The sequence below is a fragment of the Candidatus Electronema sp. JM genome (assembly GCF_048287415.1).
In the GTDB taxonomy this organism is placed as follows: domain Bacteria; phylum Desulfobacterota; class Desulfobulbia; order Desulfobulbales; family Desulfobulbaceae; genus Electronema.
Genome location: NZ_JBLWEN010000041.1, coordinates 1 through 15,860 on the forward strand (window position 1 = coordinate 1; position 15,860 = coordinate 15,860).

A 15,860-nucleotide genomic window follows, 5' to 3' on the forward strand; every position below is an offset into this window, starting at 1 on the left:
CCGCCAGCGGCAAGCTCAAGGCGGTGGAGGTGGCAGACCGGATGTTCAATGAGGAGGAGCGGCTGGTCTATGAGACCCGGATGCGCGCCCTGCTGGATGTGGAGAGCAAGATAGCCTCCGCCGAGGAGAAGGGCTTGGCTCAGGGCTTAGAGAAAGGACGTGCTGAGGGCATGGCCGAAAGCCTGCTCCTGCTCTTGGAGGAAAGATTCGGGCCGCTGCCGGAGGAGGTCTGCGCGCAGGTGCGGGCGGCCTCTGCGGAGCGGCTGCGGCGGTGGATGAGCAGGGTCTTCACCGCCGCAGCGCTGGAGGAGCTGTTTGTCGGCTGAGTTGGCCGCACGACAGACATACACGCCCAAAATCCTTTATTCAGGGCTGGAGGCGGCTGCCGCGCGAACCGCTTCCGCAATCTTTTCATCACCACACCATGAAACATCTCATCCTTATCGGCGACGGCATGGGCGACACGCCTGTGCCCGCGCTGGGCAACAAGACTCCGCTCGAAGCGGCGCATAAGCCGACCATTGACCGGCTCTGCGCCTTGGCTGAACCGCTGCTGGTGCGCACCGTGCCGCCGGGCTATCCGCCGGGCAGTGACGTGGCCAACCTTTCCCTGCTCGGCTACGAGCCGGATAAGTGCTACACAGGCCGCGCCCCGCTGGAGGCCGCGAGCATGGGCATCGCCATTCCGGCGGACGGAGCCGCCTTCCGCTGCAACATGGTCACGGTGCGCTATGAGGACAGCGACCGCCTGACCATGCTGGACTACAGCGCGGGCCACATCAGCACCGCCGAGGCGGCGGAGCTGATTGCCGCCATTCAGGATGCCTGCGGGACGGAGCGGCTTCAGCTCCATCCCGGCGTGAGCTACCGCCACCTGCTCATTCACCACGGCGCAACGCCGCAGGGCCTGCGCACCGTGCCGCCGCATGACTGGATGGATCAAGATGTGACCGAGTTCTATCAGCAGCAGCTTGCCGTGCCGCATTTGGCCAAGCTGCTCCGCTGCGCACGCGAGGTGCTGGCCGCGCATCCGGTCAATCAGCGGCGCATGGCCGCAGGCAAAAAGCCCGCCAACGGCATCTGGCTTTGGGGCGAAGGCGGCAGGCCGCAGATGGAGATGCTCCAAGTGCGCTGGGGCCTGACTGGCAGTCTGATCTCTGCCGTGGACTTGCTCAAGGGCATCGGTGTCTGCGCTGGGCTGGAGGCGGTGAAGGTGCCTGGCGCGACCGGCTGGCTCGACACCAATTACCAAGGCAAGGCGGATGCGGCCCTGAAGGCCTTGGAAACGCAGGATTTTGCCGTGGTGCATGTCGAGGCCCCGGATGAGGCTGGGCATCAGGGTTCGCCCAAAGACAAGGTGCAGGCGATTGAGGATTTCGACAGCAAGATTGTCGCCCCAATAGCGGCGGAAATGGACCGGCGCGGTCAGCCCTACCGTCTCGCGGTGGCGATGGATCATTACACGCCGATAGCCCGCCGCACCCACGAGGACTGGCCGGTGCCGGTCTTCATTTATGACTCGCGGGGCACGGGCAAGCGGTCAGGCCTGAGCTACACCGAGGCCAAGATCAAGGCGGCAGCGGAGGAATTGGGCAGCGGCGCGGCCTTCTTCGCCCGGCTTGTCGAGCAGGAGCGGCGGCATGGCTGATCTGCGCATGGAGCTGGCCGAGCCGGTCTTCCGCATGGAGTACCGGGTGATCTACGGCGACACCGACGCAGGCGGTCTGATCTATAATGCCAACTATCTCCGCTTCATGGAGATGGGCAGGACGGAGCTGATGCGCAGCCACGGCCTGCCCTACAGCGCGATGGAGCAGGAAGGGCTTATCCTGCCAGTGACGGAATGCTATCTCCGCTACAAAGCGTCGGGCCGCTATGACGACCTGATCAGCATTGCCACGTCACTGGCCGAACTGACTCGGCACACCATCCGTTTTCATTACCGCATCAGCCGCCAGCTTGATGGCAAAGAACAGCTCTTGGTCAAAGGCTTCACCAAGCACGCCTGCACCGACCGCCAAGGCAGGCTGATGCCGTTCCCGGAAACCGTGTTGGCGCAGATCAGCACGGTGCGGCAGCGAACCTGAGGCACTTCTGACGTTGTCAGGACAGATGGTTGAGATGCCTCCGCACCAGCTTCTTGCTGTTACGAAAAGGAAAAATTGTGCTGCAGGTTGGCTTGCCGCAAGGCCTCATACAGCACTATCCCGGCACTCATGGCTAAGTTAAGGCTGCGGATTTGCGGATTGCTCATCGGGATGGTATAGCAGCGGTCGCTGTGGAGCGCAAGGCTTGCTTCGGGCAGCCCCTTGGTTTCCCGGCCAAAAACGAAGAAATCGCCGGGAGTGAAGTTTGCCTGCCAGTAGGGCCGCTCCACTTTGGTCGTGAAGAGAAAGAGCCTGCTCCTGTCCTGCGCGGCGCGGAACGCCTCCCAATCCGGCCAGTGGCGGATTTGCACCTGCGGCCAGTAATCCAGACCGGCCCGCTTCAGGTGCTTGTCGTCAGTGCTGAAACCAAGCGGGTGGACAAGATGCAATATGGAGTCGGTGGCCCCGCAGAGCCGAGCCACCGAGCCAGTGTTGGGCGGAATCTCCGGCTCAACGAGGACGATGTTGAAGGGGGGCACTGACATGCTGACTTACACTACCCGCACCGCGCCCTTGTCCGCCGAAGCAGCGAACTGGGCATACACCTGAAGGGCCTTTGGCACCTTGCGTTCGCGCTGCGGGGTGAAGGCCGCAGTGCCCCGCGCCTCCTCCTTGCGGCGGCGGGCCAGCTCCTCCGCGCTCACGTGCAGATTGATGCTGCGTTCCGGGATGTTGATGTCGATCAGGTCGCCCTCGCGCACCAAGGCGATTGCTCCGCCGCTGGCTGCTTCCGGCGAGACATGGCCGATGGACAGACCAGCGGTGCCGCCGGAGAAACGCCCGTCCGTGACCAAGGCGCAGAGCTTGCCGAGCTGCTTGGATTTCAGGTAGGAAGTCGGGTAAAGCATCTCCTGCATTCCTGGCCCGCCTTTCGGCCCTTCATAGAGAATAAAGACCACGTCACCCGCCGCGACCTGTCCGCCGAGGATGCCCTCGCAGGCCGCCTCCTGGGAATGGAAAACCTTGGCTTTGCCTTGAAAATGAAGGATGGACGGATCAACTCCGGCGGTTTTGACGATGCAGCCTTTTTCAGCGATGTTGCCGTAGAGCACGGCCAGCCCGCCGTCTTTCGAGTAGCAGTTGGCCGCGTTGCGGATGCAGCCTTGCACGCGGTCATTGTCCAAGACTTCGTACATGCTGCCCTGCGAACCCATCTCCAGATTGCGGCCACCGCCGGGTGCGCTGGCGTAAAGCTGGAAGGCTTCCGAGGCCGCGCTGCGGCGCATGATGTCGAAGCGGTCAAGGGCTTCAGCCAAGGTCAGACCGTCGGCACGCCGCACGGAGGTGTCCAGCAGGCCCATGCGGTCCAATTCGCCCATGATGCCGAGGATGCCGCCCGCGCGGTTCACGTCCTCGACATGATAGGGCGAGGAAGGCGAAACCTTGCAGAGATTCGGCACCTTGCGGGAAAGCGTGTCAATATCCTGCATGGTGAAGTCAACGCCCGCCTCATGGGCAATGGCGAGAATGTGCAGGACGGTGTTGGTCGAGCCGCCCATCGCAATATCGAGGGCCATCGCGTTGCAGAAGGCTGCCTTGGCAGCGATGGAGCGTGGCAATACAGAAGCGTCACCGCGCCCGTACCACGCCTCGCACATCTCGACAATCCGCCGCGCCGCTTTTTCAAACAAAGCCAGACGATTGACATGGGTCGCCACCACCGTGCCATTGCCGGGCAGTGCCAGTCCCAACGCCTCGTTCAGGCAGTTCATCGAGTTGGCGGTGAACATGCCGGAGCAGGAGCCGCAGGTCGGGCAGGCGCAGCGTTCCACTTCCGCCACTTCCTCATCAGAAACCGAGCTGTCGCCAGCCATGACCATCGCGTCAATCAGGTCGTAGCCGCGCTCGCCGCCTTTCTTTCTGCCCGCCTCCATCGGCCCGCCGGAGACGAAAATCGCTGGAATGTTCAGGCGCATCGCGGCCATCAGCATTCCCGGCGTAATTTTGTCGCAGTTGCTGATGCAGACCATCGCATCCACTTTGTGGGCGTTGCACATGTACTCGACCGAATCGGCGATCAGCTCGCGCGAGGGCAGCGAGTAGAGCATTCCGTCATGGCCCATGGCGATGCCGTCGTCTATGGCGATGGTGTTGAATTCAGCGGCGAAGCAGCCCTGCTCCTCAATCATCGCCTTGACCTGCTGGCCGATTTCATGCAGATGCACGTGGCCGGGCACAAACTGGGTGAAGGAGTTGACCACCGCGATGACCGGCTTGCCGAGTTGCTCCTCAGTCATGCCGTTGGCCCGCCAGAGGGCGCGCGCTCCGGCCATTCTCCGGCCTTGGGTGGTCTCGCTGCTGCGAAGAGGGATGGACATGATGCTTCTCCTGAAAGGATAAAAAATGCTTGCATATCGGTACGGGTCGAACGGATACCGAAAAGCCTTTTTTATCACACGTTTTAAACGTTTAAATTAAATATGTTGCATATGTGATGCACATTCGGCCCGATGGCCGATTTGCGCGTAGCCGCTATATAAATATCTCTGTTATGGCAAAATTATTCCCTTCCAAGCAAAGCGCGATCTTTACGTATTTCTCTTTGCCAGGCTGCTGGATCGGCGATTTCAGACAAAGCATTTCGATCAGCCATGCGCTGAAGAATTCTTGCCATGCACTGACCTTGGCTGCTTTTTACTTCGTTTTGCGTTTGCAGAAAAATACCTTCTTCCCATGCAATTTTATTGAGCAGCAATTGTATGAGATGAAATTTATCAGCGTGAGGCAATGCTTCTGCTAAAGGAAGAATTTCAGTCATTGGCTTGTTTTTTCATTCAGCCAATCGCTATAGTTGATTCTCTATACACAACTGGACGTTAAAAAAAACGAAATAGTTATACTGGAAAATCAGCAATAAATTTCCATATAGTTTTCTTGCGTTGCTGTAGTTTTTCTTCTGTTTCAGAATACCACTTTATCCCTTCTTTCTGCGAAAAGAATACAAGTCCTGCTTCAATCTGCTTTATTCTTTTTGAATTAATTGAAAAATCTTCTTGATAGCGCAACTCAATGGTGACTTTCTTGTAATTACCATTCAAAGCAGACTGAGCAATTCTTTGCCATGCAGATTCATAATTATACCAGATAAGATCATTTGGAATATATGGCGACTTGACCGGTTGCAATTCAATATCCCATTTTCCTGACTGGAAAAATTGGCGATGTTCGTCTATTTTTTGTTCTTCGGAACGACTTCCTGAAACCCCAAAGATTGCTTCGTCTTCAACTCCATGTGTTTTTATATTTGAAGATGAATTATTTTCGACAGTATCTTTTATAGCCTCAATATGAATTCTATTCGCCCCTATAGATTGCAAGAGGTAAACAAGTTCAGACTGTTTATCGTCAAATACTTTGTCATGAAATTCTTCCAATGAATAATATCTGTCATGGCGCAATGGATGGCATATATAAAACACTTCAAGCTGTGGATGGCCTATTTCAAATTTCCATCCAGATGATCTTAGCGTATCTATATCAACGAAGCAGAAGTCTTCCATTATCCATGATGGGATTTCGTGAGTACAGAAGACTATTTGTCTTTTTTCGTATGGATACTTACATAGAGCTGCCGATCTTTTCTCTTTTATTTGTCGCAAGGCATTCGTTGCTTTTCTTTGAACTTCAGATGTTCCGTAATTATTTATATTTGAAAGAAATACAACCGCATGATCGTACTTATCTTGTTCGATGCTTAACTCGGAAAGAACTTCATAAATGTTTGCGGTTAGTTTTTTATCTACCTCCACAGCTTGTTGGTCATTCTGTTTAACCAAGCCAATTAAGTCTTCTTTTGCTTGTTCTGCATCTCCAAGCAATTTTAAGACCAATGCACGATAATAGATAATATTATAACGATCAATTAAAGTTATCTCCGTATTCTCTAGTAGTCTGTCGCAAATCGAAAGAATTCTGTTGAGTTCCGATTTATCTCGATTCCCTTCCTCGATATCTCGGCATTTAACAATAAAATCATTTACATTATAAATTTCATCGGAAAATACACTTTCTTTTTCTTGTGTTGCGCAAAATTTAGCTATATGATCAAAAATTTTCTCTGGCATCTTCATTTGCTGCCATGCACCAAAGCCAGATGTTACTGCAAGCGGCCAGAGAACCAACATACTTATCGTTCCTACTACTGCTTTGTCAGCCCATCTTCCCTCTCCAATTTCAACATTAATTGTATTCTCGACTCGATGGAATACAATATTTAAGGCGGTTGACATCCCTATAAATTTTTTCCATGTCCCTGATTTTTCAATTTGAAGTAATATTCCTCCATCTTCTGTTGAAAGCTGTTGCGTTTTAAAACCTTCACTGATCAACCAATCCCGTGTTGAAGAAAGAACTTCTAAAAAATGCGCCCCTTGACAAGAAAAACTGCGTGACTGGCTCATGATTTACCCCTTTCTTTTGTTGGATATTCCACAGCAAAAAAAACGAACGAAGCAACTTGACTAAAACCTTATATTACGCCCCACCACTTCCTTCCTCTTTCTTCTCCTTCTTCGGCCCCGGCCTGAACGCCTTCATGAAATTAAGAAGATGCTGTCAATCTTTAGGTAGGCTTAGGAAAAGTCGCGGTGTCCCCTCCATGCACTTGGCGGTGGCGACGCATCAGGAGGGGTGATGATTTCTGGAACCGCCAGATTCAATCCGGTGTTGAACACGAATGCCTGAAATGAACTTCAGCAGTTCTGATTTCTTGGGATGATTGCCATCAGTTATTTAATCACCGTTGCCACCACATGGGCTGAGGAACAGTCTGGAAAACTGGGAGCTGTGCCTGCGGCTGATAGGAGGGATAGGGCGAAGCTGGGTAAGACATCCTGTTCCACGGCATAAAATTGCCCGAAGCAGGAGTAAAAACAGGCGGTGTATTGGAATATCCGCTGCTGTAATAGCTGTTGCTGTATGCTGGATACGAATTATTGGAGACAGACTGATTTCCCCAAGAAGAACTTGGCTGATAAAAAGGAATTCTTGGCTGCGCCATTGAGGAATACGCTGTCGGCCCCGGCATAGAATTAAAGTCAAGAATTGGCGTAGAGGACATGGGCGATGTTTGGAACGCCGTGCCAGAATATCCGTTGCCAGAGTAGTTGCTGCCGTAGCTGGTGCTGTACGCAGGCGAGTATCCATTGAAGAAAGGCCGAGGTGCTCCCGAAAAATTGGCAAAAGGAGCTGGCTGATAAACAGGCGTTCTTGGCTGCGCTGGCTGGAAATATGTTGTCGAGCTGGGCAAATAATTGAACGGAACTGAGGACATCCTGCTGCTGACGGACTGCTGACGACTGGGATAGGTGGTGTAATGGTAGATCGTCGTCGGCGAAGAATCAGCCTGATATTCAGGCTCGCAGTCGGTGCAAACCGTGCAGCCGCTCAGGACAGCGGCGGCAAAAAAGACAGCAAAAAATGTTTTCGTCATGTTTTCTCTCCTCCATGAGAACTGCAGCTACAGAAATTGTTACGCATTGTAGCGCAAGCCCAGCTTCTTCTCAAGAGCTTTTCTACAGCACCGACCACGGCTTGGGCATGAAAATCTGGCTGTACAAATCCAAAGCATAGCGGTCGGTCATTCCGGCGATGAAATCACAGACCAAGCGGTGCAGCCGTTTTTCTTCTTTGGCATCGGCGGGCGGCCTGCGCTTGAGGCAGAGCGGCTCCGGCCCGGCAGGAAATTCGTGTTCAAGAAAATAAAGATACAACTCGCGGATCACCCGCTGGGCTTTTTCAAATTCGCTGTGCACCAGCCGGTTGCGATACACGTTATCGTAGAGGAAGGAACGCATTCCGCAGATCACTTCCTGCATCATCGGGCTGAGGCGAAGACGGCCTTCGTCCGTCCGCAGGGTCTCGGCGATCAAATCGCGCATCATCGCGGCGATGCGGCGGTCAGGCCGGTCGCCCACCACCCGGCGCAGATGATCTGGCAGATCGCTTTCTGTAATCATTTCAGCCCGCAGTGCGTCGTCCATGTCGTGATTGAGATAGGCGATGATGTCCGCGACCCGCACCGCCTGCCCTTCCAGCGTGGCGGGCAATTCCCGCGAGTCATCGGGCAGAATGTCGCGGTAGCCCTTGGAATGCTTGACGATGCCGTTCCGCACCTCCCAGGTCAGATTCAGCCCCTGCCCTTGATTCTCTAAAAAATCAACCACCCGCAGACTTTGGATGTGATGCCGGAAGCCGCCTGGATGCAGCCCGTTGAGCGTGTGTTCTCCGGCATGGCCGAACGGCGTGTGGCCGAGGTCGTGACCAAGAGCAATGGCTTCGGTGAGGTATTCGTTCAGGCGCAGGCAGACGGCGATGGTGCGGGCAATCTGTGAGACTTCAAGGACATGGGTGAGGCGGGTGCGGTAGTGATCACCGGTGGGCGCGAGGAAAACCTGGGTTTTGTGCTTGAGGCGGCGGAAGGTTTTGCAGTGAATAATCCGGTCGCGGTCGCGCTGAAAAGCGGTGCGCAGCTCGCAGGGCGGCTCGTCGTGCAGCCGCCCCCGTGACCTGCTGCTGAAGCAGGCATGAGATGAAAGGACAAGCTGCTCTTGATCTTCGAGCTGGCGGCGGATGTTCATGGCGAAGTTGCAGACGAAAGAAAAGCCAAGCCTGTCCCGCAGATGTAGCAGTATTTGCGCGGCAGGTCAAGCAGTTTTTCGCCGCAGAGCAGCATGAAACTGCCTGCCGCTGCATTTTCTGATTGAAAAAATCCTTGCGGATGTTTACGCTAACAAAAATAAATCCAAATTGTTAAAACATCTCCCATGCGCATCATCATCACTGGCGGCGGCACTGGCGGCCATCTTTTTCCGGGTATTGCTTTAGCGGCGGCCTTGCGGCGGCAATTTTCCGGCTGCGAAATCATGTTCATCGGCACACAGCGGCAGCTTGACCGCGACGCGCTGGCCGGGTTGGATTTCCGCAAGGAATCCATCGCCTGCATGGGCCTCAAAGGCATGGGCCTGGCGCACCGGCTGCGAAGCATAGCCAGTCTGCCCAAGGCGGTGCTGGAAGCGGCCCGCCTGATCCGGCAGTTTCAGCCCGCGCTGGTTTTCGGTGTGGGCGGTTATGTCACCGGGCCGGTGCTGCTGGCGGCTCGGCTGCTCGGCGTGCCTGCCTGCATCCATGAGCAGAACGCCATCCCTGGCCTCGCCAACCGCCTGACCGCCCGTTTTGTTAACAAGGTTTTCGTCTCAATTCCCGGCGACTATCCCTTCCCGCTGAAGAAGACTGTAGTTTCCGGTAATCCGGTGCGGGCGGAGATACTCGCCGCTGCGGCGAGCCAGCGGGCAGGCGGCCAGCCCTTCACGCTGCTGGTCATGGGCGGCAGTTTGGGCGCGCACCGGATCAATATGCTGCTGCTGGAGGCGGCTGCTGACATCACGGCAAAATTGAACCGGCCTTTCCGGCTGATTCACCAGACCGGCGCGGCGGATGCCGAGCAGGTGCGGGCTGGCTATGCTGCCGCAGGCATTGCCGCTGAAGTTGCGCCGTTTATCAAAGATATGGCAGCGGTGTACCGGCAGGCGGATTTGGCTGTGGCGCGGGCCGGAGCCACCTCGCTGGCCGAGCTGGCGGTGATGGGCCTGCCCGCCATCCTCATTCCTTATCCGCACGCGGCGGACGATCATCAGGCCGCCAACGCGAGCTATTATGTTGCAGGCGGCGGGGCAAAGATGTATAGGGAAGAGGGGCTTGATGCCGGACGGCTGGTGGCGGTGCTTGTGGAGCTGGCGGCGGACGCGGACAAGCTGGCCCAAATGGGCGCGGCGATGCGGCGCATGGCTGTCCCGGACGCGGCGGAGCGGATTTTAGCTGACTGCATGAAATTGATCAAAAAATAATGTACAAAAAAAACAAGCATATTCATTTTGTCGGCATCGGCGGTATTGGCATGTCCGGCATAGCCGAGCTGCTGCTTTATCTCGGCTACACGGTCAGCGGCTCGGACCTGCGCGGCTCGGACATCACCCGCCGCCTGCAAAAAATCGGCGGCATCATTCATCAGGGCCATCAGGCGGGCTGGGTGGCCGGAGCGGACGTGGTGGTGGTTTCCTCGGCAGTGGCGGCGGACAACCCCGAAGTTTTAGCTGCCCGCGAGCAGCAGATTCCGGTGATTCAGCGGGCTGAAATGCTGGCCGAGCTGATGCGCCTGAAAAAATACGGCATCGCCATCGCGGGCAGCCACGGCAAGACTTCCACGTCCTCGCTGACAGCAGCGGTGCTGCACGAGGCTGGGCTGGATCCGACCGTGGCCGTGGGCGGCAAGGTGGACTGTTTCGGCGGCAGCAACGCCCATCTTGGCGAGGGCGAATTTCTCGTCGCCGAGGCCGACGAAAGCGACGGCTCCTTCCTCAAACTTTGGCCGGTGATTGAGGTCATCACCAACATTGATTTGGAGCACGTGGATTACTACCGTGATCTTGACCACATCAAAGAGACCTTCCTTGAATTCATCAGCCGCATTCCTTTTTACGGCGCGGCGGTGCTCTGCTTGGATGATGCCAATGTCGCCAGCCTGCTGCCGCAGATTCAGCGGCGTAAAATCACCTACGGCCTGACCGAGCAGGCCGATCTGCACGCCGCCAAGATTGAGCGCAAAGGCCTGAGCAGCGAATTTTCCGTTTATTTCCGGGGCAAAGAACTGGGCCGGGTGCGGCGCAACTCACCGGGACGGCATGTTATTCTCAACTCGCTTGCCGCCATCGCCGTGGCCTTGGAGCTGGAGATTGAATTTCCGGTCATCGCCCAAGCCTTGGAAAAATTCGAGGGCGTGCAGCGGCGGCTGCAAATCAAAGGCGAAAAGCAGGGCATTCTCGTCGTGGACGACTACGGCCATCATCCCACGGAAATCCGCGCCACGCTCGACGCAATCCGCGACGGCTGGCCTGACCGCCGTTTGGTGGTGGTTTTCCAGCCGCACCGCTACACCCGCACCAAGGGTCTGTTCAATGAGTTCGCCACTGCCTTCTACCGGGCTGATGTGCTGATTTTGACGGATATTTACGCGGCCAGCGAGCAGCCCATCGAGGGCGTGAGCAGCGCATCTCTGCTGGAGGCGATCAAGCAGCACGGCCAGCGGCAGGCGCATCATCACGGCAACTTGACGACTTTGCCCGCCAATCTCTTTGATTTCATTGAAGAGGGCGATTTGGTGCTGACCTTGGGCGCGGGCAATGTTGTGCAGATTGGTGAGCAGCTTTTGGAGCTGCTGGACCAAAAGGCACTTGCCGTCAGCGGCCTGAAGCGGCGATGAACGGGCGGCAGCGGGCGCGGTTGGCGGCCAGCGGCTTGGCCGGGCTGCGTTTTGATGTGCCGATGCGCGAGCATTGCACCTTTCGGGCAGGCGGCCCGGCAGCGTCGTTAATTGATGTGCAGTCGGTCGAGGAGCTGCGCCGCCTGCTGGCCGTGCTTGCTGAGGAGGAAATTAAATTTCTCGTCATCGGGCGCGGCTCCAACCTGCTCGTTGCCGACAGCGGTTATTCTGGCGCAGTCATCCGCCTTAAAGGTGAGTTTAACGCCCTTGTTGTGCAGGAACGCGGCCCGGATTTCACCATGATCAAGGTTGGTGCGGGCTGCGCCTTGGGCAAATTGGTCTCGTGGTGCGGCGGCCAAGGTCTGGCTGGGCTGGAATTTTTGGTCGGCATACCTGGCTCGGTCGGCGGCGCAGTGCGGATGAACGCCGGGGCCTGGGGCTGCGAAACCGGCGCACGGCTTGCCGCCATTGAACTTGTTGACAAAACCGGCCATATCCGGCAGATTGCTGCTGCGGAGCTGCGCCTGAGCTACCGCAAGCTGGCCCTTGCGGACGGCGAACTCGGCAGCGGCATGATCACGGCGGCATGGTTCCATTTGGCTGCTGATCAGCCGGAGCAAATCCGCAGCCGCTGCGCCGCGTATTTGGAGCGCAGAAAAGGCAAGCAGCCTGCCGGAGCCGCCTCAGCTGGCTCGTTCTTCAAAAATCCGCCCGACGATTTCGCGGGTAGGCTGATTGAGGCTGCTGGACTAAAAGGCGCAAGCTGCGGCGCGGCGATGATCTCGCCGGTTCACGCCAACTTTTTAGTGAACAGCGGCGGCGCAACAGCGGCGGATATCCTCGCACTGGCGGAACGGGCGCAGGCCGAGGTTTTTGCCCGCTTCGGCATCCGGCTGGAGCCGGAGGTGAAAATCATCCGGGATGAGGCCTGATTTGAAAAAATCACAAAGCCCGCTGGTCGGCTCCCAAAGACGGCGTTATCAGCAGCGGCGTGCGGTGCGCTCCAACACCTTCCGCCGCTTCCGCACCGCTTTTGCTCAAGAGCACGGCCTGCCGCCTGTTGGCAACGGCCCGTACCGGATAGCTGCTGACAGCAGCAGACAGGGCGGCCTGCTGCTGCGTCTGTCGAAAACCGGCATTTTGGCCGGCTTGCTGGCAGTGCTGCTGGCCATGCTTGTTTTGCGCGGCTGGCAGTTGCTGGAGCAGTCTGATGCCTTCCGGGTGCGGCAGATCACCGTGCAGGGCTGCCGCACCCTGCGTGAAGAGCAGCTGCTGGCGTGGGCGGAGCTTCGGCAGGGCGTTCCCTTGCTCAAGCTGCGATTGCCGGAGGCGGAGCAGCGTCTTCGCCAGCAGCCGTGGATTGAGCAGGCCAGCATTCGGCGCGTCTGGCCGGACAGTCTCGTGGTGGACGTGAAGGAACGGCGGCCTTTGGCCCTGATCAAGCTCGAAGATCAGCCAGAACTGCGCTATGTGGATCAGAACGGCATGGTGTTCGCTGTAGTCGAGCCAGGACAGGATTTAGATTTTCCGGTGATCACCGGCATCAGCCAGGCGGATGGGCCGCAAATTTTCAGCTTGGCGGACAAAGGAGCGGCAGAGGCGGCGCAGTTTTTGCGCTTAGTCGCGCAGGGCAATCCGCTGCTGCCGCTGCAGGCTCTGTCAGAAATTCATGTGAGCCGGGATAAAGGAATTATTGCCTATCTTGCCGAACGGCCCTTTCCTATTTATATAGGGTATGGTAATATCAAAACCAGATATTATCAGCTCGTCAGACTGCTTGAGCGGCTGTATCGCAAAGAAAAGATTGAACATGTCAGAGAAATTCGCATGGATTACCAAGCCGGGCGCATCTTAGTGGCCAGCTTGGCTCCATAAGCGGAGCGTGAAATGGAAGAGCTGGAAACACACGAGACAGCACCTGAGCTGACCGCCGGGGAAATCAAGCCGGTGCGGGAAGTTGGCTCTGGCGAGCTGGTAGCGGGATTGGACATCGGCACGACCAAAATCTGCGCGGTGATAGGGGAAATTTTTCCTGACGGCAGCGTGGACATCATCGGCGTGGGCACCGCCGCCTCGTCAGGGATGAAAAAGGGCGTGGTGGTCAATATTGAGTCCACCGTCCGGGCCATCCGCCAAGCTATGGACAGCGCCTCGGACATGGCGGGCTGCGACATTGAGAATGTCTATGTCGGCATCGCGGGCACGCATGTCAAGGGCTTCAACTCGCCCGGCATCATCGCCATCAACAACCAGCAAATCCGCCAGCGCGAGATTGACGCGGTGATTCAGGCTGCGCAGACGGTCAAGGTCTCGGACAATCAGCAGATTATTCATGTCCTGCCGCAGGAATACATGGTGGACGACCACACCGGGATTCAGAATCCGCTCGGCATGACCGGGGTGCGCTTGGCCACCAATGTTCATATCGTCACCGCTGACGTGACTTCGCTGCATAATTTGATCACGAGCTGCAACCGGGCCGGGCTGAATGTGACCGAGGTGGTGCTGGAGTCGGTCGCCTCGTCGAAAGCGGTGCTGACCCCGGACGAAATGGAGCTGGGTGTGGCCCTGCTGGACATCGGCGGCGGCACCACCGATTTGGCGGTCTTCTGCAACGGGACGATCAAATACACCTGGGAGCTGGCCCTCGGCGGCAACAACCTGACCAACGACCTTTCCGTCGGCCTGCGCACCCCGCTGCAAGAGGCCGAGCAGCTTAAATACCGCTACGGCGGCGCACTGTCCTCCCTGATCAAGGAAAATCATATCATTGAGGTGCCGACGGTCGGCGACCGCAAGGCCCGCAAGGTCTCCCAGAAGGTGCTGGTGGAGATATTGGAAGCCCGGATTGAGGAAATTTTGCAGGTGGTGAACAAAAAAATCTGCGGCTCCGGCTACAGGAATCGGATCAACGCGGGCATGGTCATCACCGGCGGCACTGCCCTTTTGGCCAACATTGTTGAGCTGGCCGAGCAGATTTTCGACATGCCGGTGCGGGTGAGCTGCCCGCAGGGCGTGGGCGGACGGGTGGAGGACATTGACTCGCCTCGCTGCACCACGGCGGTCGGGCTGGTGCTCTACGGCAGCACGGCCCGCAGCGTGCAGCCTGCGGAAAGCGGCAATGTGATCACGCGCTTGAAAAATTTTCTCAAAAATATTATTTAGCATTGAGCGGCAGCTGGGGCGGCGGTACAATGGGCTGGACTGATAATGCAGCAGGCCAAGCGCAAAATGCGTGAGAGGGAAGCATGTCATATAGAGAAGAAAAACCTGTGGCGACAATCAAGGTGATCGGAGTCGGCGGCGGCGGCGGCAACGCCATCAACACGATGGTCGAGCACCGGCTGGCCGGAGTGCAGTTCATCGCCGCCAACACCGACATGCAGGCGCTGGAGAAGTCGCGGGCGGACATCCGCATTCAGCTCGGCCCGAATGTGACCAAGGGCATGGGCGCGGGCGCGTCGCCTGAAGTCGGGCGGAAGGCCGCCGAGGAAAGTTTGGACGATCTGAGCGGCGCCATCGCCGACGCGGACATGGTTTTTGTCACCGCCGGACTGGGCGGCGGCACTGGCACCGGCGCAGCACCGGTGATTGCCAAATTGAGCAAGGAGCAGGGCGCGCTGACTGTGGCTGTAGTCACCAAGCCCTTCTACTTTGAAGCCAAAAAACGGATGAAAAACGCTGAGGCGGGCTGGGAGGAGCTGAAGAAAAATTCCGACACCATCATCACTGTGCCCAACGACCGCCTGCTCGGTCTGATGCAGAAAAACTCCACGATGGTGGAGATGATGAAGATGGTCGACGATGTCCTCCTGCAAGCAGTCAAGGGCATCACCGATCTGATCAACCTGCCCGGCCATATCAACGTGGATTTTGCCGACCTGAAGACGGTCATGAAGGAAGTCGGCCCGGCGATCATGGGTTCCGGCTCCGCTTCCGGCGAGAACCGCGCCGCCGAGGCGGCCAAGCGGGCTATTGACAACCAGCTCCTCGAAGATGTGGGCATAGACGGGGCGATGGGCATCCTGATCAACATCTCGGCCACCAGCTCGATGACCATGAACGAGTTCATGGAGGCTTCGGCCCTGATTCAGGACAAGGCCCACGAGGACGCGAACATCATCATCGGCGCGCTCTTCGACGAGAACATGGGCGACGAGCTGCGGGTGACGGTGATCGCCACCGGCATTTCTCGGCGCGAGGAAGGCGAGACCATCTCCGAGCTGGACGCGATGGGCCGCTCCGGGCGCAAGGCGGCGGCCAAGCCGGAGCCTGTTCTTCAAGAGCCGGAGCGGCCCTTGGAGCACCGCGCGGTCAGCTTTGCCCGGCCCAATCCTTCTCCGAAAGGAATGCGGCCCATGCCCGCCCCGGTCTTCGACGATCAGAACGATCTGGCCGAGTGGGACGAGCCGGCCTACATCCGCAAGAAAGCGAGCTGAGTTCCGCCTGCCGCCGCT

14 protein-coding genes and 1 pseudogene are annotated in these 15,860 nt (G+C 57.3%); 9 read left to right on the forward strand and 6 right to left on the reverse strand.

Translation table 11 applies throughout. The features are described from left to right. From ACNKH6_RS08180 to ACNKH6_RS08190, 3 genes and pseudogenes are all read left to right on the forward strand, one after another. Positions 1-326 (forward strand): annotated as a pseudogene (locus ACNKH6_RS08180) (hypothetical protein); the annotation flags it as partial. A 98-nt stretch (positions 327-424) separates the two neighbouring features. Then, positions 425-1,648 carry a cofactor-independent phosphoglycerate mutase gene (locus tag ACNKH6_RS08185; protein WP_417915063.1) on the forward strand — a complete coding sequence of 408 codons (1,224 nt, stop codon included), beginning with the start codon at positions 425-427 and terminating at the stop codon, positions 1,646-1,648. Next, positions 1,641-2,087: an acyl-CoA thioesterase gene (locus tag ACNKH6_RS08190; RefSeq protein ID WP_417915064.1), complete on the forward strand. Its 447-nt coding sequence runs from the start codon at positions 1,641-1,643 to the stop codon at positions 2,085-2,087. The genes ACNKH6_RS08185 and ACNKH6_RS08190 overlap by 8 nt, the downstream gene beginning before the upstream one ends. Positions 2,088-2,146: 59 nt before the next feature. On the opposite strand, the gene ACNKH6_RS08195 is transcribed toward ACNKH6_RS08190, so the two are convergent. The 6 genes from ACNKH6_RS08195 to ACNKH6_RS08220 all read right to left on the reverse strand — a co-directional run bounded on the left by ACNKH6_RS08195 (position 2,147) and on the right by ACNKH6_RS08220 (position 8,725). Beyond that, complete coding sequence (locus ACNKH6_RS08195; protein ID WP_417915065.1) at positions 2,147-2,632, reverse strand: tRNA (cytidine(34)-2'-O)-methyltransferase; 486 nt, start codon at positions 2,630-2,632, stop codon at positions 2,147-2,149. A 6-nt stretch (positions 2,633-2,638) separates the two neighbouring features. Continuing rightward, positions 2,639-4,465: a dihydroxy-acid dehydratase gene (ilvD, locus tag ACNKH6_RS08200; RefSeq protein WP_417915066.1), complete on the reverse strand. Its 1,827-nt coding sequence runs from the start codon at positions 4,463-4,465 to the stop codon at positions 2,639-2,641. Positions 4,466-4,647: 182 nt separating this feature from the next. Continuing rightward, positions 4,648-4,905, reverse strand: coding sequence for a hypothetical protein (locus tag ACNKH6_RS08205; protein ID WP_417915067.1), 258 nt, complete (start codon positions 4,903-4,905; stop codon positions 4,648-4,650). A gap of 76 nt (positions 4,906-4,981) precedes the next feature. After that, the gene (locus ACNKH6_RS08210) at positions 4,982-6,547 is read right to left on the reverse strand and encodes a hypothetical protein (RefSeq protein WP_417915068.1); all 1,566 of its coding nucleotides are present in this window, start codon (positions 6,545-6,547) and stop codon (positions 4,982-4,984) included. Positions 6,548-6,882: 335 nt separating this feature from the next. Continuing rightward, the gene (locus tag ACNKH6_RS08215; RefSeq protein WP_417915069.1) at positions 6,883-7,578 is read right to left on the reverse strand and encodes a hypothetical protein; all 696 of its coding nucleotides are present in this window, start codon (positions 7,576-7,578) and stop codon (positions 6,883-6,885) included. Positions 7,579-7,660: 82 nt separating this feature from the next. Further along, a complete protein-coding gene (locus ACNKH6_RS08220; protein WP_417915070.1) occupies positions 7,661-8,725 on the reverse strand; it encodes a deoxyguanosinetriphosphate triphosphohydrolase in 1,065 nt (354 codons plus the stop codon). 186 nt (positions 8,726-8,911) lie between these two features. Here ACNKH6_RS08220 and murG point away from each other — a divergent pair, with 186 nt between their 5' ends. The 6 genes from murG (at position 8,912) to ftsZ (ending at position 15,842) form a co-directional block, all read left to right on the forward strand. Then, the gene (gene murG / locus ACNKH6_RS08225) at positions 8,912-9,991 is read left to right on the forward strand and encodes an undecaprenyldiphospho-muramoylpentapeptide beta-N-acetylglucosaminyltransferase (RefSeq protein ID WP_417915071.1); all 1,080 of its coding nucleotides are present in this window, start codon (positions 8,912-8,914) and stop codon (positions 9,989-9,991) included. After that, positions 9,991-11,403 carry a UDP-N-acetylmuramate--L-alanine ligase gene (gene murC / locus ACNKH6_RS08230; protein ID WP_417915072.1) on the forward strand — a complete coding sequence of 471 codons (1,413 nt, stop codon included), beginning with the start codon at positions 9,991-9,993 and terminating at the stop codon, positions 11,401-11,403. Before murG ends, murC begins: the two co-directional genes overlap by 1 nt. Next, positions 11,400-12,335, forward strand: a complete 936-nt coding sequence (gene murB / locus ACNKH6_RS08235) for a UDP-N-acetylmuramate dehydrogenase (RefSeq protein WP_417915073.1) — start codon at positions 11,400-11,402, stop codon at positions 12,333-12,335. The genes murC and murB overlap by 4 nt, the downstream gene beginning before the upstream one ends. Before the next feature lies 1 nt (position 12,336). Then, on the forward strand, positions 12,337-13,278 hold the full coding sequence (locus ACNKH6_RS08240) for a cell division protein FtsQ/DivIB (RefSeq protein ID WP_417915074.1): 942 nt from the start codon (positions 12,337-12,339) through the stop codon (positions 13,276-13,278). 12 nt (positions 13,279-13,290) lie between these two features. Then, complete coding sequence (gene ftsA, locus ACNKH6_RS08245; RefSeq protein ID WP_417915075.1) at positions 13,291-14,568, forward strand: cell division protein FtsA; 1,278 nt, start codon at positions 13,291-13,293, stop codon at positions 14,566-14,568. Between the two features lie 83 nt (positions 14,569-14,651). After that, complete coding sequence (gene ftsZ, locus ACNKH6_RS08250; protein ID WP_417915076.1) at positions 14,652-15,842, forward strand: cell division protein FtsZ; 1,191 nt, start codon at positions 14,652-14,654, stop codon at positions 15,840-15,842. The last annotated feature ends 18 nt before the right edge of the window (positions 15,843-15,860 follow it).

Excerpts from the sequence above, each read along its gene's own strand:
- murC (WP_417915072.1), top strand. The coding sequence starts at position 9,991 with ATGTACAAAAAAAACAAGCATATTCATTTTGTCGGCATCGGCGGTATT.
- murB (WP_417915073.1), top strand. The coding sequence starts at position 11,400 with ATGAACGGGCGGCAGCGGGCGCGGTTGGCGGCCAGCGGCTTGGCCGGG.
- ACNKH6_RS08210 (WP_417915068.1), bottom strand. The coding sequence starts at position 6,547 with ATGAGCCAGTCACGCAGTTTTTCTTGTCAAGGGGCGCATTTTTTAGAA.
- ACNKH6_RS08185 (WP_417915063.1), top strand. The coding sequence starts at position 425 with ATGAAACATCTCATCCTTATCGGCGACGGCATGGGCGACACGCCTGTG.
- ACNKH6_RS08195 (WP_417915065.1), bottom strand. The coding sequence starts at position 2,632 with ATGTCAGTGCCCCCCTTCAACATCGTCCTCGTTGAGCCGGAGATTCCG.
- ftsZ (WP_417915076.1), top strand. The coding sequence starts at position 14,652 with ATGTCATATAGAGAAGAAAAACCTGTGGCGACAATCAAGGTGATCGGA.
- ACNKH6_RS08220 (WP_417915070.1), bottom strand. The coding sequence starts at position 8,725 with ATGAACATCCGCCGCCAGCTCGAAGATCAAGAGCAGCTTGTCCTTTCA.
- ftsA (WP_417915075.1), top strand. The coding sequence starts at position 13,291 with ATGGAAGAGCTGGAAACACACGAGACAGCACCTGAGCTGACCGCCGGG.
- ACNKH6_RS08190 (WP_417915064.1), top strand. The coding sequence starts at position 1,641 with ATGGCTGATCTGCGCATGGAGCTGGCCGAGCCGGTCTTCCGCATGGAG.
- ACNKH6_RS08215 (WP_417915069.1), bottom strand. The coding sequence starts at position 7,578 with ATGACGAAAACATTTTTTGCTGTCTTTTTTGCCGCCGCTGTCCTGAGC.
- murG (WP_417915071.1), top strand. The coding sequence starts at position 8,912 with ATGCGCATCATCATCACTGGCGGCGGCACTGGCGGCCATCTTTTTCCG.
- ilvD (WP_417915066.1), bottom strand. The coding sequence starts at position 4,465 with ATGTCCATCCCTCTTCGCAGCAGCGAGACCACCCAAGGCCGGAGAATG.
- ACNKH6_RS08205 (WP_417915067.1), bottom strand. The coding sequence starts at position 4,905 with ATGACTGAAATTCTTCCTTTAGCAGAAGCATTGCCTCACGCTGATAAA.